Source organism: Neoalteromonas arenosi (genome assembly GCF_030362855.1).
GTDB lineage: Bacteria > Pseudomonadota > Gammaproteobacteria > Enterobacterales > Alteromonadaceae > Alteromonas_E > Alteromonas_E arenosi.
In genome coordinates, this window is record NZ_JAUCBP010000002.1 from 439,151 (window position 1) to 459,611 (window position 20,461).

The window sequence follows — 20,461 nt, forward strand, 5'->3', positions numbered from 1 at the left end:
CTACTGACATTAGATGTCAGTAGTCAACGTCTATTATGCATTCACCGTCATTCACACCACAGGAGAAAAGGACATGATTGGTTATGTAACATTAGGAACTGCAGATTTAGAACGCGCAGGTGCATACTACGACGAACTGTTGGCAACTATCGGCGCGACGCGCTTTATGGAAGAAGATAACTACTTTATTGCATGGTCACGCAACCAAGAAGAATGTGCCCTATCAGTAACGCTGCCATTTGATAAGCAACCCGCCACTGTTGGCAACGGGACTATGGTGGCTATTGCTTTAGGAACACCGGCGCAAGTGGATGCTTTATATACTAAGGCATTGGCATTAGGCGGCAGTTGTGAAGGGAAACCAGGCTTTCGCCCAGAAGATGCAACCAAAGGCTTCTATGCCGGCTATTTTCGCGATCTCGATGGCAATAAACTCAATGCCTTTTGCGTGGTTGATTAATACGTAAAAAAGAGCCGAACATTGAGTTCGGCTCTGAGTTTGATTATTTGCTGATCTTTTTGTATTTCAAGCGATGCGGCTCAACCACATCGTGACCAAAGTTTTCTTTCAGCCAGTTTTCATACTCTGAGTAGTTACCTTCGAAGAAATTGGTTTTACCTTCGTCGCGGTAGTCGAGAATATGCGTGGCTACCCGGTCTAAGAACCAGCGGTCGTGCGAGATAACCATGGCACAGCCTGGGAATTCCAAGAGTGCATTTTCCAATGCTCGTAAGGTTTCAACGTCTAGGTCATTGGTTGGTTCGTCGAGGAGTAGTACGTTACCGCCAGCTTTTAATAGCTTCGCTAGGTGGACGCGGTTGCGCTCACCACCGGATAGGTCTTTGATAAATTTCTGCTGATCTGTGCCTTTGAAATTAAATCGGCTGCAGTATGCGCGGCTATTGATTTCAAAGTTGCCGATGCGAATGATGTCTTGATCATCGGAAATTTCTTTCCACACGGTGTTATTGCCATCCATGTGATCGCGGAACTGTTCAACACTGGCTATTTGTACCGTATCGCCCAAAACGATTTCACCTGCATCAGGCTGCTCTTGGCCAGTGATCATGCGGAACAAGGTAGATTTACCCGCACCATTCGGACCGATAATGCCGACAATAGCGCCTTTGGGCACTTGCATGCTCATATCGTCAATCAGTAGACGGTCGCCATAAGATTTTCGTAATCCATTGACTTCGATGACTTTGTCACCCAATCGCTCGCCCGGTGGAATAAACAATTCGTTGGTTTCGTTGCGCTTTTGGTATTCACCGGTGTTAAGCTCTTCAAAGCGCGCCATACGGGCTTTGCTTTTCGCTTGTCTGCCTTTGGGATTTGAACGCACCCATTCAAGTTCTTGTTTAATCGATTTCTGACGTGCAGATTCGGCGCGCTCTTCCTGCTCTAAGCGCGCTTCTTTTTGCTCTAACCAAGAGGAGTAGTTACCTTCCCAAGGAATACCTTCACCGCGGTCAAGCTCTAGGATCCACCCAGCAACGTTGTCGAGGAAGTAACGATCGTGGGTAATAGCAACCACGGTACCTTCGTAATCGTGCAAAAAGCGCTCTAACCACGCAACAGATTCGGCGTCTAAGTGGTTAGTGGGTTCGTCGAGCAATAACATATCTGGCTTTTCCAGCAGCAAACGGCAAAGCGCAACGCGACGACGTTCACCACCTGATAGTTTGCTTACATCGGCATCCCATGGCGGTAAGCGCAGGGCATCGGCCGCACGCTCTAGGGCATTCTCAAGATTGTGACCATCTTTAGCTTGAATTATCGCTTCAAGTTCACCTTGCTCTTTTGCCAATGCATCAAAGTCTGCACCTTCTTCAGCGTACGCTGCATAGACTTCATCTAAGCGTGTTAACGCATGGGCAACATCGGCGACGGCCTCTTCAATATTGCCACGCACGTCTTTGCTTTCATCCAGTTGTGGTTCCTGGGGCAGGTAACCAATATTGATGCCCGGCTGGGGACGCGCTTCACCTTCAATTTCGGTGTCAACGCCAGCCATAATGCGAAGCAGGGTAGATTTACCGGCACCGTTAAGGCCTAGCACTCCAATTTTGGCGCCAGGAAAAAAACTCAACGATATATTTTTTAAGATGTGACGGTTCGGCGGTACGATTTTACCGACCCGGTGCATGCTATAAACGTACTGGGACATTTATGTTCTCTTTCTCAGTGTAAATTGCCGCTATTGTAATTAATTCCTTACCTAATTGACCAGTTCATTAGCACCTTTTATCGAATTACCCTAAAATCCCCCTGTAAATTTTTATCAGGAACACCAATGCAGCAATTTACTATCGATGAACTTGCCTTACATGTCGGCGCAGAAGTCACTCTTGATCCGGCATTTGGCCAACAAGTGATCACCGGCGTAAATACGCTAGATGCCGCCTCACAACAGCAACTGTCGTTTTTTACCAATACCAAATACAAAGCCAGCTTATTAGAGACCAACGCAGGTGTCGTTCTAGTTAGCGAAAAGCATGCAGATATGGTCTCGGGTAAAGCGCTGGTGGTAAGTAATCCACACGTTGCATTCGCTAAAGTAGCGCAATTATTTGATACTACGCCCGCGGTAGCTAAAGGCATTGCACCGAGTGCGGTCATCGCGTCTAGCGCAAGGTTAGGGGAGAATGTGAGTGTTGGGGCTAATGCCGTAATTGGTGAGCATGTCGTGTTAGGTGATAACGTGCAGGTTGGCCCAGGTACGGTTATTGGCGAATACACTGAAGTCGGTGCTGGTAGCGTTATTCACGCCAACGTCACTTTATACCATCGCTTGCAGATTGGTGAAAATGTGACAGTCCGCAGTCAGACGATTATCGGTTCCGATGGTTTTGGCTTTGCCAATGAGCGCGGTGAGTGGCTACCGATCCCGCAAACTGGCACTGTGGTTGTCGGTGATCGCACCAGTATTGGGGCAGGCTGCACTATTGACCGTGGCGCGTTAGAGAACACGATTATTGGTACTAACGTCATCATTGATGATCAGGTTCACATCGCTCACAACTGTCAAATCGGTGATCACAGCTGTATCTGTGGCAATACCGGCATGGCCGGCAGTTGTATCATCGGAAAATACGTGGTCATTGCTGGACAATGCGCAATCAATGGTCACTTGCGTATTGCCGATCAAGTACAAATCACCGGATTCTCGATGGTCACAGGTAGTATCAACGAGCCGGGTGTTTACTCTGGGCAGCCCGTTCAGCCGAATAAAGACTGGCGCAAAAATACCGTACGTGCGCGTCAATTAGACGAGTTATTTGCACGCGTTAAACAATTGGAAAAGCAGTTGCAAGAATAATTGCCACTGATTGTTAATCAATCGAATAAAACCGGTATACTTAACGCGCAAAATGACTAGAATATGCGCTCGTGATTTTCTCAAGAGCGCTTGCAGTTAAAACGCGCCCATTCGTATCTTGTTGTTAAGGAGCCGCTATGCTTTCTCGTAATATGACCATTGCCGAATTCGATCCCGAACTGGCACAGGCCATCCAAAATGAACATACTCGTCAAGAGCATCATATTGAATTGATTGCTTCTGAGAACTATTGCAGTCCACGAGTATTAGAAGCGCAAGGATCGCAGCTGACTAACAAGTATGCCGAGGGCTATCCGGGCAAGCGTTATTACGGCGGTTGTGAGTATGTCGACATCGCTGAAGATTTAGCCATTGAGCGAGCTAAACAATTATTTGGCGCAGACTACGCTAACGTCCAGCCGCACAGTGGGTCGCAGGCAAACACCGCGGTGTTTATGGCATTGCTTGACGCGAATGACACGGTCTTGGGTATGAGCTTGGCCGATGGTGGTCACTTGACCCACGGTAGCCACGTAAACTTCTCAGGTAAAACCTACAAAGCAGTACAATATGGCTTGAACGAAGAAACTGGCGAAATCGATTACGATCAGGTACAGGCGCTAGCACTTGAGCACAAGCCCAAAATGATTATCGGTGGCTTTTCGGCCTACTCAGGCATCGTTGACTGGCAGCGTTTCCGCGCAATTGCCGACCAAGTAGGCGCGTACTTATTGGTTGATATGGCTCACGTTGCAGGATTAGTCGCTGCGGGCTTGTATCCGAATCCATTACCACACGCTCATGTTGTAACCACAACAACTCACAAAACGCTTGCGGGTCCGCGCGGCGGTTTGATTTTGTCATCTTGTGGTGATGAGACTTTATACAAGAAGTTTAATAGCTCAGTATTCCCTGGTAACCAAGGTGGTCCATTGTGTCACGTGATTGCAGCGAAAGCGGTTGCTTTTAAAGAAGCACTCGAGCCCGAATTCAAAGAATACCAAGCGCAAGTACTGGCTAATGCCAAAGCGATGGTAGCAGTCATGCAACAACGCGGTTATAAGATTGTCTCAAATGGCACTGATAACCACTTGTTCTTGCTTGATTTAATCGATAAAGACATCACTGGTAAAGATGCTGATGCTGCACTTGGTCGTGCAAATATTACTGTTAATAAAAACTCTGTGCCTAAAGATCCGCGCTCACCGTTTGTTACCAGTGGCTTGCGTATTGGAACGCCGGCAATCACGCGTCGCGGTTTTAAGCAAGCCGAAGCTGAGCAAGTAGCTACGTGGATTTGTGATGTGTTAGACAACATGGGTGATGAGTCCGTAGTCGAGCGCGTGCAAGGTGAAGTTGTAGAGCTTTGCAACCGCTTCCCGGTATACGCAGGATAAGCTGAACATGCATTGTCCCTTTTGTAGTGCTCAAGACACTAAGGTTATCGACTCTCGGTTGGTAGCCGAAGGTCATCAAATTCGTCGTCGTCGGGAGTGCAATGCTTGCCATGAGCGCTTCACGACATTTGAATTAGCTGAACTGGTGTTACCCCGAGTGATCAAGAGGGACGGCTCGCGTGAACCTTTCAACGAAGATAAATTGCGCGCGGGTATGCTGCGCGCGCTCGAAAAACGTCCGGTGAGCACTGAACAAATAGAGCAGTGCATCGTTAAAATTAAATCAGCCCTGAGGGGTACTGGTGAGCGCGAAGTTGCCAGTGAGTTGGTTGGTAGCCTGATCATGGATGCATTAAAAGAGCTGGATAAGGTTGCCTATGTGAGATTTGCATCCGTTTATCGCTCATTTGAAGATATCCGTGAGTTTGGCGAAGAAATTGCCAAACTCGGCGACTGAGCCACAATAAATGCCAGTGACAGCTACGGCAGTTATCGACCAAGCCTATATGCAGCGAGCGCTAAAGCTCGCGTCACTGGGCAAATACACCACCACACCTAATCCCAATGTCGGCTGCGTTATTGTCGATGACAACTCGCAAATTGTCGGCGAAGGTTTTCATCAGCTAGCCGGAACACCGCACGCCGAAGTGCATGCAATGCGTCAAGCAGGCGATAAAACACGCGGTGCAACGGTTTATGTAACCCTTGAGCCTTGCAGCCATCACGGCCGCACTGGCCCATGCGCTGATGCATTGATTGAAGCGGGAGCAAAGCGCGTTGTTGTCGCCATGCAAGACCCCAACCCACGAGTGGCAGGCAATGGAATTCAACGCTTACGCGATGCGGGTATAGCGGTCGATGTTGGCTGTTGTGAGGCCGATGCTCGAGCACTTAATCGCGGCTTTTTGCGGCGGATGGAAACTGGGCGTCCGTTTGTGACCCTCAAATTGGCAGCAACCTTGGACGGGCGCACAGCATTGGCCAACGGTGCCAGCCAGTGGATTACCGGCGCGGATGCTCGACGCGATGTGCATCGTCTGCGAGCTACAAGCTGCGCCATACTTACAGGTGCCGATACCGTTCTCGTTGATGATCCGCAACTTAACGTGCGGATTGATAAATCAGCCGTTTATCCCCATCAAGTTAGTGAACTGGAAGTACGTCAACCAATCCGCGTGATCGTTGATGGCAAGAACCGATTAAGGCCAGAGCTGCAAATATTTCAATCAGGAAATCCCGTAATCGTGGCGAATTTGACTGCCAATCCGGTGTTAGTTGAGTCAACGCCGGTGGCACCACAACAATGGCAAGTCGTCAGTGCGTCGGGTTATGTCGATTTGGCTGAGTTGTTATCTCGGCTGGGTGAGCACGAGATTAATTCTGTTTGGGTTGAAGCGGGCGCAACCTTAGCCGGAGCGCTGCTTAACCAGAAGCTGGTTGATGAAGTGATTCTTTATCAGGCACCGAAGGTCATGGGGCAGTATGCTCAGGCATTGTTTAACATCGCTGAGCAGACAGATATGAATGAACTTCCTCAGTTTAGCTACGTATCCGTAGAACGCGTGGGCGAAGACGTTAAACTGGTATTGGTGCCGAAATACTGAGAATGACCAATTTAAATTAGGATAGTTATGTTTACAGGCATTATTACAGCGGTAGGTAAGATTGCACAACTCAAGAGACGTGGTGATGATATGCGTGTCACTGTTGACGTGGGTAAACTCGACATGAGTGACGTGCAACTCGGGGACAGTATTGCGACCAACGGTGTGTGTTTAACAGTTGTTGATTTTGACAGTCACTCCTACAGCGCTGATGTATCAGCAGAGACCCTAAAATTGACCGGTTTTGGTGATTATCAAGTCGGCAGTCCAGTGAATTTAGAAAAAGCGCTGGCGGTTAATGACCGCTTAGGTGGTCATATTGTCAGTGGTCACATAGACGGTATTGGCACGGTTTCCCGCATCAATAAGCACAGTAAATATGTCGAAATCTGGGTCAAAGCACCCGATGAACTGGCCAAATATATTGCTCACAAAGGCTCAATCACCACCGATGGTGTAAGCTTAACCGTAAACGAAGTTAACGGCGCAGAGTTTATGTTGTGGGTTATTCCACATACGCTGCAAGAAACCGTTTTAGGCCATTACTCGGTTGGCACTAAGATTAACTTAGAAGTCGATTTGATTGCGCGCTATTTAGAGCGCTTGCTACTGGGCGACAAAGCTGCTGAAAGTAGCAAAAGTAATCTAGATTTAGCATTTTTAGCTGAGCACGGATTTTTAAAAAAATAACGCACCTAAGACGTTACCCTACACATAGAGAGAAATATGGCACTACATACCCCACAAGAGATAATCGAAGATATTCGGCTGGGAAAAATGGTCATCCTGATGGACGATGAGGATCGCGAAAACGAAGGTGATCTGATCATGGCGGCCGAGCATGTAACGCCAGAAGCAATTAATTTTATGGTCACTCATGCACGCGGATTAGTGTGCTTGCCGATGACGGCAGAGCGATGCAGACGGCTTAACTTACCGTTGATGGTAAACAACAATGGTGCTCAGTTTTCGACTAACTTTACGGTTTCGATCGAAGCCGCTGAAGGTGTCACGACGGGTATATCGGCTGCCGATAGAGCACGGACAATCCTCGCTGCAGTAGCACCCGATGCCAAAGCTGCGGATATTGTTCAGCCCGGCCACATTTTTCCATTGATCGCTAAACAAGGTGGCGTGTTAAATCGCGCCGGTCACACTGAAGCTGGCGTTGACTTAGCGCGTCTTGCCGGATGTGAACCCGCGGCAGTTATCGTTGAGATCCTCAATGAAGATGGCTCTATGGCAAGGCGCCCTGAACTAGAGGCCTTTGCAGCAAAGCACAATCTGAAAATGGGCACCATTGCTGACCTTATTGAATATCGCAATATCAACGAAACCACTATCGAATCAGTGGCGCAATGTAAGCTACCCACGCAGTACGGTGATTTTGAGCTACATACCTTTCGTGACGTGATAGACAACCAATTACACTTCGCATTGAAGAAAGGCGATATCGTTGAAGGCCAGCCTACCTTAGTTCGCGTGCATCTACACAATACATTTTCTGACTTGCTCGGCTCTACTCGCTCAGTCAATCGCTCTATGACATTGCCGCAGGCGATGTCGCGTATCGCTGAAGAGGGCGGTGTGCTTGTGTTGCTGGGCAAAGAAGAAGATATCGCTCAACAGGTATCTCAGTTTGCGATGGAAGACCGCGGCGAAACACCTGCAGCAGCAGATTGGAAGGGCTCGTCGCGCACCGTTGGCGTTGGTAGCCAAATCCTGGCCAGTCTTGGTGTGCATAAAATGCGACTGCTAAGTAAGCCGATCAAATATCACGCTTTGTCTGGGTATGGCCTAGAAGTCGTGGAATATATCCACGAATAAACCGATAACTTAGCGCAGTTTGCCGGAAAAGTATGCTATACTGCGCGCCGAATTTTTTAAGGGTAACCGCTATGAATGTAATTGAAGGCAATGTTCGAGCTACGGGCAAGCGCTTTGGTGTCGTTGTTTCACGCTTCAACAGCTTTGTTGTGGAAAGTCTGTTAGAAGGCGCATTGGACACACTTGACCGCTTTGGTGAAGTCAGTGAAGGTGATATCACTGTTGTACGTGTACCGGGTGCTTATGAGCTTCCAATTGCAGCGAAAAAGATGGCTGCAAGCGGCAAATTTGACGCAATCATTGCCTTGGGTGCGGTTATTCGTGGTGGCACGCCACACTTCGACTTTGTTGCTGGCGAATGCAATAAAGGCTTGGCACAAGTTTCATTAGACTACACGCTGCCTGTATCTTTTGGCGTAATCACTACTGACAGCATCGAGCAGGCTATCGAGCGCTCTGGTACTAAAGCCGGTAATAAAGGCGCTGAAGCGGCGATGGGGGCTCTAGAGATGGTTAATGTGATGTCCGCAATCGATAATGAATTAGGTGCTTAAGGTGAAAGTAGCTCCTCGTCATTTGGCACGAGAGTTAGCGCTACAAGGCGTCTATTCTTGGCAACTTAGCAATAATCCAGTAGAGCAGGTAGAGCTCATGTTAGCGACCAGTAATGATATGAGTAAGGTTGACATGGCCTTCTTTCAATCGTTACTGCGCGGCAGCACAAGTCGTCACGCTGAGCTGGATGAGCAAATTAAACCTTATTTAGGCCGCTTGCCTGAAGAACTCGATCCGATTGAAAAAGCCATTTTACGCATCGCAACCTTTGAGTTAGTGCAGTGTTTAGAAACCCCCTACAAAGTCGTTATCAATGAAGCCATCGAACTTGCGAAGAGTTTTGGTGCCCAAGATAGTCACAAGTTCATCAATGGTGTACTCGATAAAGCCGTTAAAACATTGCGCAAACACGAACGTAGCTAGACAGTGAAAGAATTTGATCTCATCGACCGCTTTTTTAAACATGGCGGTCATCAGCGTAAGGATGTCTTGGTCGGTATTGGCGACGATGCTGCGTTGACTAAAGTAGCAAGTAATCAGTGTTTAGCGACGACAACAGATACCCTAGTCAGTGGCGTTCATTTTTTACCTGATACGCCACCGCGAGCTGTTGCTTATAAGGCGGTTGCTGCAAACCTCAGTGATTTGGCCGCAATGGGCGCCGAACCCGCTTGGATTAGCTTGTCGCTATCTTTACCTGACACTGATGAAAGCTGGTTAGCTGAGTTCACCAAAGGTTTATACGACCTATCACAATACTTTTCGGTCCAGCTCATCGGTGGTGATACGGTTGCAGGTCCTCTGGCTTTGACAATCACTGCGCAAGGTTTTGTACCAGAGCAGTCGGCTTTGACACGCAGTGGCGCAAAGCCAGGTGATTGGATTTATGTGACTGGTACTGTAGGCGATGCAGGCGCCGGATTGGATATTCTCAAGGGTGATTTAGCTGCGGCTGGTGAAAGCGCAGACTACTTAATTAAACGCCATCAATTTCCATCACCACGCGTAGTAGCTGGCACCATGCTGCGCCGCGCAGCCAGTGCCTGTATAGACATTAGTGACGGCCTGTTAGCCGATTTGCATCATATTTTGGAGGCTTCAGAATGTGGCGCAATGTTACACGTAGACCGGTTGCCGATTTCTGAAGCGTTAACAGAATTGGTTGAAGAGCAGCAATGCTTCCAATACGGCCTTACCGCAGGCGATGACTATGAGTTGTTGTTTACTATTGGCGAAGAGTATAAGAGTCAGGTAGAAACGGCGTTTAGCAGTTTCAACATTCGCGCTACATGTATAGGCCAAGTTACCGGCGTTGCCGGTAAAACCGACCTTCGTCTGAACGACAAACCGTTTAAGCACTCTGGCAAACAGGGATTTGAGCACTTTAATGCATCCTGACTTGCGTAAAAAGGTTTCGTTAGCAAATCCCTATCATTTCCTTGGTCTTGGCTTTGGCAGTGGTTTGATTCCGTTTATGCCCGGTACTATGGGGTCCTTAGCTGCAATGCCACTGTTGCTATTGATGCTCCCCCTAGCGGCTGAGTTTTATGTATTGATTACTCTACTTTCGATCGCCATCGGTGTGGTTATTTGTGAGCGCACAGCGAGGGATCTGGGCGTCCATGATCACGGTTCAATCGTGTGGGATGAAGTGGCGGGAATGCTAGTGACCTTTTTATTGGTCCCGATAAGCATTACGAGTTTAGTTTTAGGCTTTCTGTTATTCCGTATTTTTGATATTTGGAAACCTTGGCCAATCAGCTTTCTCGACAAGCACGTACATGGCGGCCTTGGGATTATGTTAGACGATATTGTCGCAGGCCTAATGGCCTGCGCCGTACTGCATATCGCACTTTATTATTTGCCTGTTTAGCAGCGTTCGATAGCTGCTAATATACCCGCTGTATCAAGGCCGAGTTCGGCGTACATTTCCTGCTGTGTGCCCTGCAGTATAAAACTATCAGGTAACCCAAGCTTAATCAGGCGGTTGGTGTAACCACAGTCTTGCATGTACTCTCCAACAGCACTGCCTGCTCCCCCCATGACTGCGCCATCTTCTAATGTAATGATGGCATCGTGAGTCGCAACGATTTTATCAATAATCGCTGTATCAAGCGGTTTCACAAAGCGCATGTCAATCAATGTTGTGTCTTTGCTATCTGCCGCTTCTTGGGCGTAACCGATTAATGTACCGAAGTTTAATATGGCGATCTTACGGCCTTCTCGCACGGTACGTGATTTACCTATGGGTAGCTCCGTCATCGTTTCTTCAAGCGCAGTACCAATACCGGTGCCTCGCGGATAACGCACCGCAGCGGGGACTTGCGCTTTGTGACCGGTATACAGCATTTGGCGGCACTCATTCTCATCACTCGGTGTCATGATGACCATGTTAGGAATACAGCGCATGTAACAAATATCGAAAGCGCCTTGGTGTGTAGGCCCGTCTGCACCCACGATGCCCGCACGATCGATAGCGAATAAGACGGGAAGATTCTGTATTGCAACGTCGTGGATCAACTGATCATATGCACGTTGCAGGAAAGTAGAGTAAATCGCTACGACTGCATTTAAACCATCACGAGCCATGCCTGCCGCAAAAGTTACTGAATGTTGTTCGGCAATGGCCACATCGAAGTATTGCTCCGGGAATTGTTGTGAAAACTTAACCATTCCCGAGCCTTCACGCATAGCCGGTGTTACTGCCACTAATTTAGGGTCGGCAGCAGCCATATCGCACAACCAATCGCCAAAGACTTTAGAAAACGTAGGTCCACTGGGCTTACTTGCAGGCAATTCATTATCTGCGGGATTGAACTTTGGTACCGCGTGATACTTAATCGGATCTTGCTCGGCAACATCGTAACCTTTGCCTTTGCGCGTTACGACGTGCAGAATTTGTGGCCCTTTCATATTGCGCATATTGCGCATAGTATCGACCATGCCATTTACGTCGTGCCCATCAATTGGGCCAATATATTTGAAGCCTAACTCTTCGAATATAGTCCCAGGAACAACCATACCCTTGATATGCTCTTCTGCTCGACTAGCGAATTCTTTAATCGGCGGCACATTACTCAATAGTTTTTTACCGCCATCACGAATTGAGTTAAATAGATTACCGGTTAGAAGACGAGCCAGGTGACTATTAAGTGCGCCGACGTTTTCTGAGATTGACATCTCATTGTCGTTTAGCACGACGACTAAATCTTTATCTATATCACCGCCGTGATTTAACGCCTCAAATGCCATTCCTGCCGTCATTGCGCCATCACCTATAACGGCAACCACTTTGCGATCGCGTTGTTCTTTCTCGGCGGCGATAGCCATACCTAAAGCTGCACTGATCGAGGTCGATGAATGGCCCACTGCGAAGGTGTCATAATCGCTCTCTGGTGGCCAGGGAAATGGATGTAAACCATTTTTTTGGCGTATTGTCGGCATCCTGTCGCGCCGTTCAGTCAGAATCTTATGTGGATACGCTTGGTGACCGACATCCCATACTAGGCGGTCAAAAGGGGTATTGTAGACATAATGCAATGCAACAGTAAGCTCAACTGTGCCTAAACCCGATGCAAAGTGTCCGCTACTTGTACTCACGCAAGCCAAAAGATATTGGCGCAACTCATCGGCCAATGCTGTTAATTTATCCTGTGGCAGCTGACGCAGTGCCTTGGGATTCTCGATACCCGCGAGTGTCGGATACTGACTAATATCTAGGGTCATTATTGTTAGTGTGTTCTATTTAACATCAAATCGGCAAACTGCCGCAAAAGCTGGGTATTGTAAGGCAATCTGTCCAATGCTTGAAGCGCTTCTGCATGATAATTCTGTAGTTGTTCACGGGCTGCTTGCAATCCAAGTAAAGCTGGATACGTTGATTTATTCGCTTTTTGATCAGAACCTGAAGGTTTTCCTAAGACTTCACTACTAGCCGTGACATCCAAAATGTCGTCTTGAACTTGAAAAGCTAGACCTATTGATTGCGCATAAGTGAGAAAGTTCGCTACGTCACACTCTGCAATATTAGGTGTCATAAGAGTTGCTGTTTCCACACAAGCGGTCAGCAAGGCACCCGTTTTCAGCTGGTGCAACTGAGTCAAACGCTCAAGTGAAATGCGTTGATTTGTGGCTGCTAGGTCGATTGCCTGGCCACCACACATACCGCTGTAGCCAGAAGCTTTGGCGATGCAAGTGATTAATTTGACCTTAGTCTCGTGACTGAGTTGTTTAGAGCTGGTATCGGCAATTATTTCAAACGCCAATGTTTGCAACGCATCACCTGCGAGTATCGCGGTGGCTTCATCGTATTTGATATGACACGTAGCTTGCCCTCTTCGCAAGTCGTCATCGTCCATTGCTGGTAGATCGTCATGAACTAGCGAATATGCGTGGATGCATTCAATCGCAGCCGCTACAGGTAGACTGTCTAGGTAGCTAATTCCCAATGTCTCAGCAGTAATTCGATGCAGTAGTGGGCGCATGCGTTTACCACCGACTAACAAGGCATACTGCATGGCCTCTTTTAAATCTATAGCATGCTCGGGTAATCGTTGTATGTAGTTAGTAAGGTAGGCATCAATAGTGTTTTTTGTCTCAGCCTGAATGTCTGCAAGTGTCGCCTCAGTCATCGTCTGGTGCCATGTCCTCGAGTTGGGTCTGACCATCTTTGTTGGTCAGTATTTGGACCTTTTGTTCGGCGGCTTGTAATAGAGCCTGACCGTGTTTGGTAAGTTGCACGCCACGTTCAAACTTTTCTAGCGCATCTTGGAGAGGGAGGTCGCCGTTCTCCATGGCGCTAACGATTTCTTCCAACTCTTCAAGGGTCTTCTCAAAATTTGCTGAATCCGACGCTTTTTGGCTCAAAACAATCACTCATATGCTATTAATAATAAAGTATCGCGCACATTACCTAAGCCCCTGCAGAGGGTCAATGACTTTGTCGTTGAATTGGCTCAGCGTGAGAGTGAATGTGCATAATCGCTTGAGGGGTATAGAAATTATTATTGTGGTCGATACAATGGCTAACAAAGGTCCTTACAGAATTAGCTGCAAAAATAGGAGAGGCGTGTGGATTTAGCAACCGTCATAGGCATCATTGGCGCGATAGGTTTTGTCGTAATGGCCATGGTGTTGGGCGGCGACATGGGTATGTTTATCAACGTTCCATCGCTGTTAATCGTATTTGGTGGCACTATTTTCGTTGTGCTTTCACAATTTACCCTCGGCCAATTTTTCGGTGCAGGTAAAATTGCTGCTAAGGCGTTTATGTTCAAGATCGAAGCGCCCGAAGACCTTATCCAAAAGATTGTTGAAATGGCTGATGCAGCCAGAAAAGGTGGATTTTTAGCCCTCGAAGAAGCAGAAATTGAAAATAGTTTTATGCAGAAAGGGGTCGACATGTTGGTGGATGGACATGATATTGACGTAGTGCGCGAAACTCTGGCGAAGGATATCAGCATGACCACGCAGCGGCATGAATTTGGTGGCAAAATATTCAAAGGCATGGGGGATGTGGCACCCGCTATGGGGATGATTGGGACTTTGATTGGTTTGGTTGCTATGTTGTCAAACATGGATGACCCTAAAGCTATTGGTCCGGCAATGGCCGTGGCATTGTTAACAACGCTCTATGGTGCGTTCTTCGCTAACGTCATATGTTTGCCGATCGCAATAAAGCTCGGAAACCGCATGGAAGAGGAAAAGCTCAATCAGTCACTGGTGTTAGACGGCATTGTTGGCATTGCAGATGGTCAGAACCCCCGTGTTATTGAAGGTATTTTGAAAAGCTATCTCGCCGCCAGCAAGCGCGCTGAGGTAACGGAAGAAGATTAGCATGTCACAACAGCAAGAAGAATGTCCTAAATGTCCCCCCGAAGGCCTGCCGCCATGGATGGGGACTTTTGCTGATTTAATGTCACTGCTGATGTGCTTTTTTGTATTGTTGTTAGCATTTTCGGAAATGGACGTGTTGAAATTCAAGCAGATCGCTGGGTCCATGAAGTTTGCATTTGGCGTGCAAAATAAAATTGAAGTCAAAGATATTCCCAAAGGAACTAGTGTTATTGCGATGGAGTTCCGTCCCGGTCGACCCGATCCAACCCCGATTGAAAACATCCAGCAGCAGACCATAGAAATGACGCAGCAAATGCTGGAGTTCCAAGCGGGTGATGAAGATTCAGCGGGTGGGCGTCAGAAACAGCGAGGCACTCAGCGGGGCGGGCAAGCGCAGCAAACCGCAACTGATCAGTCAGCGGCAACGCAAACACAGTCGGCGGCGCAAGAGCAAGTTAACGAGTTAATTAAGAAAGTTGCCCAACAGCTTGAAAAGCAGATTGTTGATGGCTCAATAGAGATGGAATCATTGGGCCAGCAAATTACCATTCGCATTCGTGAAAACGGCTCATTTTCGGCTGGCTCTGCGTTTTTACAGCCACAATTTATTCCCATTATTCGTACTATTGGAGAGTTATTATCGGAGATGCCTGGCGAGATTGAGGTGTCAGGACACAGTGACAGCCAGCAAATATCGAATGAGTTGTATCGCTCTAACTGGGATTTATCGGCTCAGCGAGCGGTAGCGGTTGCAGAGGAGCTACGCCGTGCACCAGGTTTTGATGAGTCGCGTATGTCGGTAGTCGGCAAAGCTGATACTGCGCCGTTACTCGATGGTGAAGAAGCCGATATTCGTGCCAGAAATAGGCGTGTAGAAATCGTTATCAATCAAGGCAAGCCCATATTATCTAATCCGATTTCCGTGATTGAGAATAGCGGCGGTTAATCGACATCACTGGCACGTGCGGCAGCAACAAGTACGTCAAATTCGTCATCGCCAACGGGCATTATCGATAATCGATGTCCCTTTTTAACCAAAGGGAGGTTAACGACACCAGGCATCGTCTTGATTCTCTTCAAACTGAGAACCTCGGGAAAGGTTTCGACGTGTCTTATTTTAACCCCAAACCAACGCGGTAGGTCAGGTGACGATTTGGGGTCAAAGTATTTGGATTCTGGATCGAATTGCGTAGGATCGGCACTTGCACTCGCAACTACAGTTGCCAGCCCAGCAATACCAACGTTTTTGCAGCTGCTGTGATATAAAAGAACATCATCACCCACTGCGACTTCATCACGTAAAAAGTTTCTCGCTTGGTAATTGCGAACGCCGTCCCAAAACTCTGATTGCTCTGGCCTGCTAACTAAATCGTCTATACCAAAGGCATCGGGTTCGGTTTTAAAAAGCCAATGAGCCATAGGTAAGTGCGCCTTTTAGCGTGTGATAGGGGCCTTAAATCCGGGTTTAGAGATTATCAGTTGTACGGTACTGATTGTTCGTTCTAAAAAGCCACCTTCACAATAGTTTAAGTAGTATTGCCACATTCGCGCAAACCGCTCGTCATAACCATCTTTGGTTAGTGCTTCACGACTTTGCTGAAATGCGATATACCAATCATTTAATGTACGTGCATAGTCTAAGCCGATATCGTGTAAATCGCGAATCATCATGTCTGTGTGTTCCTTAAGCGTCTTATTCATGATTAATTGCGAAGGTAAGAATCCGCCTGGGAATATGTGTTTTTGGATAAAATCTACCCCTTTGGAGTAGGTTTCATAGCGTCTATCGTCGATGGTAATGGCTTGAATCACCATTAAACCACTTTGCTTGAGTAACGATGAGCACTTGCTGAAAAAGTTAGCCATATATTCTTTGCCAACGGCCTCTATCATTTCTATCGACACCAGTTTGTCATAGCTGCCTTCAAGTAATCGATAATCTTTCTTCAACAGAGTGATTCTCGATTCCAGTCCTTCACGCTTTACCCAGTCTTTAGCAAAGGCAAATTGCTCTTCTGAAATAGTAGTCGTTGTTACTTTACAACCGTAATGCTTGGCAGCAAATACGGCTAATCCACCCCAGCCTGTACCAATTTCTAACAAATGGTCGTTGGCATTCAATTGCAGTTTGTCACAGATGCTCTTCAGTTTGTGAATTTGTGCATCTGCAAGTGAAGAATTAACGTCAGGGTATATCGCTGACGAATACATCATGCTTTCATCGAGAAAACGAGTGTATAGCTTATTGCCCAAATCGTAATGAGCGGAGATATTCTTTTTCGCCTGCTCTTGAGAGTTACGACGCATTAAATGACGAATCTTTTCGACCGGCATCGATAGCCACTTAAACTTGGCTTCCCATTGATCCAAGGTATCAAGGTTACGTGCAAATATTCGGATCACATTAGTCAAATTTGGCGTCGTCCATAAACCGTCGGTATAGGTCTCACCTGAGGCTACGCTGCCGCCAACTAGTAAGTGCTTGTATGCGACGGGAGATTGAATGTCGACTTCGGCTTTTAGGTCACTGTTGGCATCGCCGTATGCGGCAACTAAGGTGCCTCTTTCTTTAATGGTGATTTGTCCGTGAGGTAGCGTTGATAGCACGTTAAGGAATATGGCTTTACAGGTTCGATTAACCCAATTGAGCTCTTCTTCAAACGCGATAGCGTGTTCACCATGCGACATGATTAATGTTCCTTGTTGTTGCTGGGGTAGGAATAAAACGGGACGCGTTTAAAGAATAACTTAAGCGCTTGCCAGTATATCCCAACCACAGTTTTGATCGTCATACTTGGTATAGATAACATTACGCGTCTTAGCGTAGTTGAGTTCAATGACATTTTTGTCATGTTCAGCGCCGCAGTAAAATGTCGCTGCTTTTGGTAGCAAGACAGCGTGAGACGCAAATGTTGATTAGGTTGCTGTACCGACCACTGATAGATCATATCCATCGGATTAAAAGGCGATACATGAAACATTTTTTGGGTAGGCGATTGTTTGTTTAAATCCACTAAATAGTGGTGGCGTTTGTTCCAGGGCGTGTTACTGACTTCCGCTAGCATATGCGTATATACGCCATTCGCAGCACGCACAAAATAAAAGTTTACAGGGCTAAAGTACAGACCAAAAACGCGCAGCTGTCCCAGCATGAATACCTCTCCATGGACAGGCTCCTCACTCAGTTGATTGCAGCGTTCTAGTACTGCTTGCTCTAAATCGATATTTTCGCTACCGAGAAAGTCACTGCGTTTAAATCTCGCAGGAGCAAAGCGTTGACTGGAAAAACCACTAACACTTTGATTTAGCGTATCGATCTCTGAAAGTTTGAGCCAAAACAAGAAAATCTTATAAGTGAATTGATGGTTTTTTGGCACAACCCGCTGATGAAAAACTTCACCCGTATATAGCGCACTTTCAATCGCTACCTCGTTCACAGAGACTCTCCGAAATAGTCACATACATCTAACGCACTGCGGACACCATCTTCATGAAATCCGTTATACCAGTATGCGCCACAGAAATGGAAGTTGTCTACTCCGCTGATTTCAGTGCGACGCGCTTGTGCGTCAACCATCGCTAAGTTGTACTGTGGATGGGCGTAACGATATTGTCCGAGGATTTTTTCTGGGGCAATTTGCGCAGTATTATTCAACGTTACACAAAACGTGTGCGGTGCTTCTAAGCGTTGTAAAATATTCATATTATACGTGACTGATGCAGGCCGTTGTTGTTCGCCAGGCTCACCCTTGATCAGATAATTCCAGCTCGCCCAGGCCAGCGGACGTTTGGGCAGTATCGTCGTATCAGTATGCAAAACAACGTCATTCATGGCGTAGGGAATTGCGCTTAGCACTTCTTGTTGTGCATCGGTGGGTGAGCCCAACATAGCGAGCGCTTGATCACTGTGACACGCAAAAATAACTTCATCGAACACTTCGACAGAGCCGGTAGCAGTCGTAAGCACTATTTCATCGTTCTGCTTGATAACTTTAGAGACTGGGGTATTTAAGCGTATCCGGTCGATAAAACCGGCTGTCAAAGGTGTAATATACTGCTTTGAACCGCCGATAATGGTGTACCACTGCGGTCGGTCAGAAATATTCAATAATCCGTGATTATTGAAAAACTGTAAAAAGAAACGCAAAGGAAATCCTTTTGTGTCTTCTACCGAAGATGACCAAATAGCTGCACACATTGGCAAAATGTAGTTTTGGATGAATGCTTCACTTAAACCGAGTTGTCGAATAAACCCAATCAGCGTTTGTTCGCGGTCTACATCAGCGGTGTTTAAACTCTTACACGCTTTGTTAAAGGTGAGAATGTCGCGAATAAGGCGTATGAATTTGGGCCGCACAATGTTGCGACGTTGAGCGAATAAACTGTTTAAGTTGTTGCCGTTGTACTCGAGGTTTTCAGACGTGTTTTTGACACTAAAACTCATTTCAGTGGGCTGGCTTTTGACGCCGATTTGTTCCATTAATTTGATGAAATTGGGGTATGTCCAATCATTGAAGACAATAAATCCCGTATCGATGGCGTATTGGTGACCAGCAAGCTCAATGTCTTTTGTGGCAGTATGTCCGCCGATATAATCGTTACTCTCAAAAATCGTTATATCGTGCTTTTTGTGCAGCAAATACGCACAGGTTAAGCCTGAAATACCTGATCCTATGATCGCTATTCTTTTTTTCATTGAGATCTTTTTCCGCGTTTCATGGAGCGTTTCATCGAAACACACATGCGTTTTTGCAAAGTGCTGGGTAGCAAATTCAACAGCCTCAAGATCAAACTGAAGCGCGTTGGAAAGTAAATAGAGCTCGATTTCCGCTCTATGCCTGCCAACATATCTTCAACGGCTTCTTGCACCGAGATTTTCATTGGCATTTCAAAATCGTTTTTGACAGTAAGAGGGGTCACTACAAAACCGGGGGATACGCTCTGCACAATGACGTCTTTGTGCGCTAAATCAACTTCAATACTTTTGGTAAAATAGTGCAGTGCTGCTTTGCTGGCACCATAAGCTTGACTGCGAGTAAAAGGCAGGAGTCGCGCGAGAGAGTCGACGATTACGATCTGATCACCCGCCATCAGTTGCGGCGTCAATGCACTAACGCAATTAACCACACCAAAAAAGTTGGGCTCGAATACACGTTTGAACATGTCTGGTTCGATCGCGTCAATGTCGACATATTCACATGTGCCCGCATTCAAAACCGCTATATCACAGTTTATATCGGCAAGAGCCGCGGTCGTTGCTTGAGCGTCTGTAACATCAAACTGCAGTATTTCGATACCGTTAGTTTGCGCGAGTTCTGCAAGTTTTTCGGCATTTCTACCGCACGCAATAACTCGATAACCGCGGCTCGCTGCAAGTTTGGCTAACGCTTCACCAATGCCAGACGTTGCTCCAGTAATCAGTATGCTCTTACTCATTGTAGTTGTCCTTTCACTCGCTTAACGAAGAAACTAAGAATTGGTATGTTTTCGTACACTAACTGCCCCATGTCATAGTAATCGCGGTGATAAATGACTTTGTCTGCATTTGTTTTCAGCACCGTTATACCGTCCACCACAATTGGCTCGGCACGCTTTAGTTTTTTAGATTCGAAACGCATGACCCACTCGACAGTATGTTCAGTGTCACTCGAGGAGCGGACTTTACGAATGTCAAAATCGCACCACCGCGTTCCTTTCAGCAATTTATCAAAGTAGCGCTGCACTACTTCGATACCTTGATGGGTGGCAATTGGATCGATAAATTCGATGTTTGTATCGTAAACATCAGTAATTCCGCTAATGTCACGATCTTTAAGTTGTTGATAAAAGTGGGTAAATTTCTCTATTGCGGTCATAGTGTTGGATTTAAAATTGATTTATAAGTTTTACCCTAGAAACAGCTAAGCAGATCAAGAGGTTA

23 protein-coding genes are annotated in these 20,461 nt (G+C 46.8%); 13 read left to right on the top strand and 10 right to left on the bottom strand.

Annotation, left to right across the window (positions count from 1 at the left end; translation table 11 throughout):
* Nucleotides 1-73 precede the first annotated feature (73 nt).
* Nucleotides 74-460, top strand: coding sequence for a VOC family protein (locus QTP81_RS04010; RefSeq protein ID WP_289363929.1), 387 nt, complete (start codon nt 74-76; stop codon nt 458-460).
* A gap of 43 nt (nt 461-503) precedes the next feature.
* Here QTP81_RS04010 and ettA read toward each other — a convergent pair whose 3' ends face one another.
* The gene (ettA, locus tag QTP81_RS04015; protein WP_289363875.1) at nt 504-2,171 is read right to left on the bottom strand and encodes an energy-dependent translational throttle protein EttA; all 1,668 of its coding nucleotides are present in this window, start codon (nt 2,169-2,171) and stop codon (nt 504-506) included.
* Between the two features lie 126 nt (nt 2,172-2,297).
* Here ettA and lpxD point away from each other — a divergent pair, with 126 nt between their 5' ends.
* From lpxD to QTP81_RS04065, 10 genes are all read left to right on the top strand, one after another.
* Nucleotides 2,298-3,323, top strand: a complete 1,026-nt coding sequence (gene lpxD, locus QTP81_RS04020) for a UDP-3-O-(3-hydroxymyristoyl)glucosamine N-acyltransferase (RefSeq protein WP_289363876.1) — start codon at nt 2,298-2,300, stop codon at nt 3,321-3,323.
* 137 nt (nt 3,324-3,460) lie between these two features.
* Complete coding sequence (gene glyA, locus QTP81_RS04025) at nt 3,461-4,720, top strand: serine hydroxymethyltransferase (RefSeq protein ID WP_289363877.1); 1,260 nt, start codon at nt 3,461-3,463, stop codon at nt 4,718-4,720.
* 7 nt (nt 4,721-4,727) lie between these two features.
* Nucleotides 4,728-5,177 (top strand): transcriptional regulator NrdR, encoded by a 450-nt coding sequence (nrdR, locus tag QTP81_RS04030; protein ID WP_289363878.1) that lies wholly within the window; start codon nt 4,728-4,730, stop codon nt 5,175-5,177.
* A gap of 10 nt (nt 5,178-5,187) precedes the next feature.
* On the top strand, nt 5,188-6,324 hold the full coding sequence (ribD, locus tag QTP81_RS04035) for a bifunctional diaminohydroxyphosphoribosylaminopyrimidine deaminase/5-amino-6-(5-phosphoribosylamino)uracil reductase RibD (RefSeq protein ID WP_289363879.1): 1,137 nt from the start codon (nt 5,188-5,190) through the stop codon (nt 6,322-6,324).
* Nucleotides 6,325-6,351: 27 nt separating this feature from the next.
* On the top strand, nt 6,352-7,014 hold the full coding sequence (locus tag QTP81_RS04040; RefSeq protein ID WP_289363880.1) for a riboflavin synthase: 663 nt from the start codon (nt 6,352-6,354) through the stop codon (nt 7,012-7,014).
* 36 nt (nt 7,015-7,050) lie between these two features.
* Nucleotides 7,051-8,151, top strand: a complete 1,101-nt coding sequence (gene ribBA, locus QTP81_RS04045) for a bifunctional 3,4-dihydroxy-2-butanone-4-phosphate synthase/GTP cyclohydrolase II (protein WP_289363881.1) — start codon at nt 7,051-7,053, stop codon at nt 8,149-8,151.
* Nucleotides 8,152-8,222: 71 nt separating this feature from the next.
* Nucleotides 8,223-8,705: a 6,7-dimethyl-8-ribityllumazine synthase gene (gene ribH / locus QTP81_RS04050; RefSeq protein ID WP_289363882.1), complete on the top strand. Its 483-nt coding sequence runs from the start codon at nt 8,223-8,225 to the stop codon at nt 8,703-8,705.
* A gap of 1 nt (nt 8,706) precedes the next feature.
* The gene (gene nusB, locus QTP81_RS04055) at nt 8,707-9,129 is read left to right on the top strand and encodes a transcription antitermination factor NusB (RefSeq protein WP_289363883.1); all 423 of its coding nucleotides are present in this window, start codon (nt 8,707-8,709) and stop codon (nt 9,127-9,129) included.
* Between the two features lie 3 nt (nt 9,130-9,132).
* Nucleotides 9,133-10,104: a thiamine-phosphate kinase gene (gene thiL / locus QTP81_RS04060; RefSeq protein ID WP_289363884.1), complete on the top strand. Its 972-nt coding sequence runs from the start codon at nt 9,133-9,135 to the stop codon at nt 10,102-10,104.
* Nucleotides 10,094-10,579 (top strand): phosphatidylglycerophosphatase A family protein, encoded by a 486-nt coding sequence (locus QTP81_RS04065; RefSeq protein ID WP_289363930.1) that lies wholly within the window; start codon nt 10,094-10,096, stop codon nt 10,577-10,579. Before thiL ends, QTP81_RS04065 begins: the two co-directional genes overlap by 11 nt.
* Here QTP81_RS04065 and dxs read toward each other — a convergent pair.
* Genes dxs through xseB form a run of 3 tightly spaced genes read right to left on the bottom strand, consistent with a single transcriptional unit; the run spans nt 10,576 to nt 13,572 of the window.
* Entirely contained in the window at nt 10,576-12,432 is a 1,857-nt protein-coding gene (gene dxs, locus QTP81_RS04070) for a 1-deoxy-D-xylulose-5-phosphate synthase (RefSeq protein WP_289363885.1), read from the bottom strand. The genes QTP81_RS04065 and dxs overlap by 4 nt on opposite strands.
* A 5-nt stretch (nt 12,433-12,437) precedes the next feature.
* Nucleotides 12,438-13,337 carry a farnesyl diphosphate synthase gene (locus QTP81_RS04075; protein ID WP_289363887.1) on the bottom strand — a complete coding sequence of 300 codons (900 nt, stop codon included), beginning with the start codon at nt 13,335-13,337 and terminating at the stop codon, nt 12,438-12,440.
* A complete protein-coding gene (gene xseB / locus QTP81_RS04080) occupies nt 13,330-13,572 on the bottom strand; it encodes an exodeoxyribonuclease VII small subunit (protein WP_289363889.1) in 243 nt (80 codons plus the stop codon). Before xseB ends, QTP81_RS04075 begins: the two co-directional genes overlap by 8 nt.
* A 204-nt stretch (nt 13,573-13,776) precedes the next feature.
* On the opposite strand from xseB, the gene pomA reads away from it, so the two are divergent.
* Nucleotides 13,777-14,541 carry a flagellar motor protein PomA gene (gene pomA, locus QTP81_RS04085; RefSeq protein WP_289363890.1) on the top strand — a complete coding sequence of 255 codons (765 nt, stop codon included), beginning with the start codon at nt 13,777-13,779 and terminating at the stop codon, nt 14,539-14,541.
* A gap of 1 nt (nt 14,542) precedes the next feature.
* Nucleotides 14,543-15,487 carry a flagellar motor protein MotB gene (locus tag QTP81_RS04090; protein ID WP_289363892.1) on the top strand — a complete coding sequence of 315 codons (945 nt, stop codon included), beginning with the start codon at nt 14,543-14,545 and terminating at the stop codon, nt 15,485-15,487.
* On the opposite strand, the gene QTP81_RS04095 is transcribed toward QTP81_RS04090, so the two are convergent.
* Genes QTP81_RS04095 through QTP81_RS04120 form a run of 6 tightly spaced genes read right to left on the bottom strand, consistent with a single transcriptional unit; the run spans nt 15,484 to nt 20,396 of the window.
* Nucleotides 15,484-15,960 carry an EVE domain-containing protein gene (locus QTP81_RS04095; protein ID WP_289363893.1) on the bottom strand — a complete coding sequence of 159 codons (477 nt, stop codon included), beginning with the start codon at nt 15,958-15,960 and terminating at the stop codon, nt 15,484-15,486. The genes QTP81_RS04090 and QTP81_RS04095 overlap by 4 nt on opposite strands.
* A gap of 15 nt (nt 15,961-15,975) precedes the next feature.
* Nucleotides 15,976-17,229 (bottom strand): SAM-dependent methyltransferase, encoded by a 1,254-nt coding sequence (locus tag QTP81_RS04100; RefSeq protein ID WP_289363894.1) that lies wholly within the window; start codon nt 17,227-17,229, stop codon nt 15,976-15,978.
* Between the two features lie 2 nt (nt 17,230-17,231).
* Nucleotides 17,232-17,963, bottom strand: coding sequence for a DUF1365 domain-containing protein (locus QTP81_RS04105; protein WP_289363931.1), 732 nt, complete (start codon nt 17,961-17,963; stop codon nt 17,232-17,234).
* 11 nt (nt 17,964-17,974) lie between these two features.
* The gene (locus QTP81_RS04110) at nt 17,975-19,237 is read right to left on the bottom strand and encodes an NAD(P)/FAD-dependent oxidoreductase (RefSeq protein WP_289363895.1); all 1,263 of its coding nucleotides are present in this window, start codon (nt 19,235-19,237) and stop codon (nt 17,975-17,977) included.
* The gene (locus tag QTP81_RS04115) at nt 19,234-19,977 is read right to left on the bottom strand and encodes an SDR family NAD(P)-dependent oxidoreductase (RefSeq protein ID WP_289363896.1); all 744 of its coding nucleotides are present in this window, start codon (nt 19,975-19,977) and stop codon (nt 19,234-19,236) included. The genes QTP81_RS04110 and QTP81_RS04115 overlap by 4 nt, the downstream gene beginning before the upstream one ends.
* Nucleotides 19,974-20,396, bottom strand: coding sequence for a nuclear transport factor 2 family protein (locus QTP81_RS04120; RefSeq protein ID WP_289363897.1), 423 nt, complete (start codon nt 20,394-20,396; stop codon nt 19,974-19,976). Before QTP81_RS04120 ends, QTP81_RS04115 begins: the two co-directional genes overlap by 4 nt.
* Nucleotides 20,397-20,461: the final 65 nt, after the last annotated feature.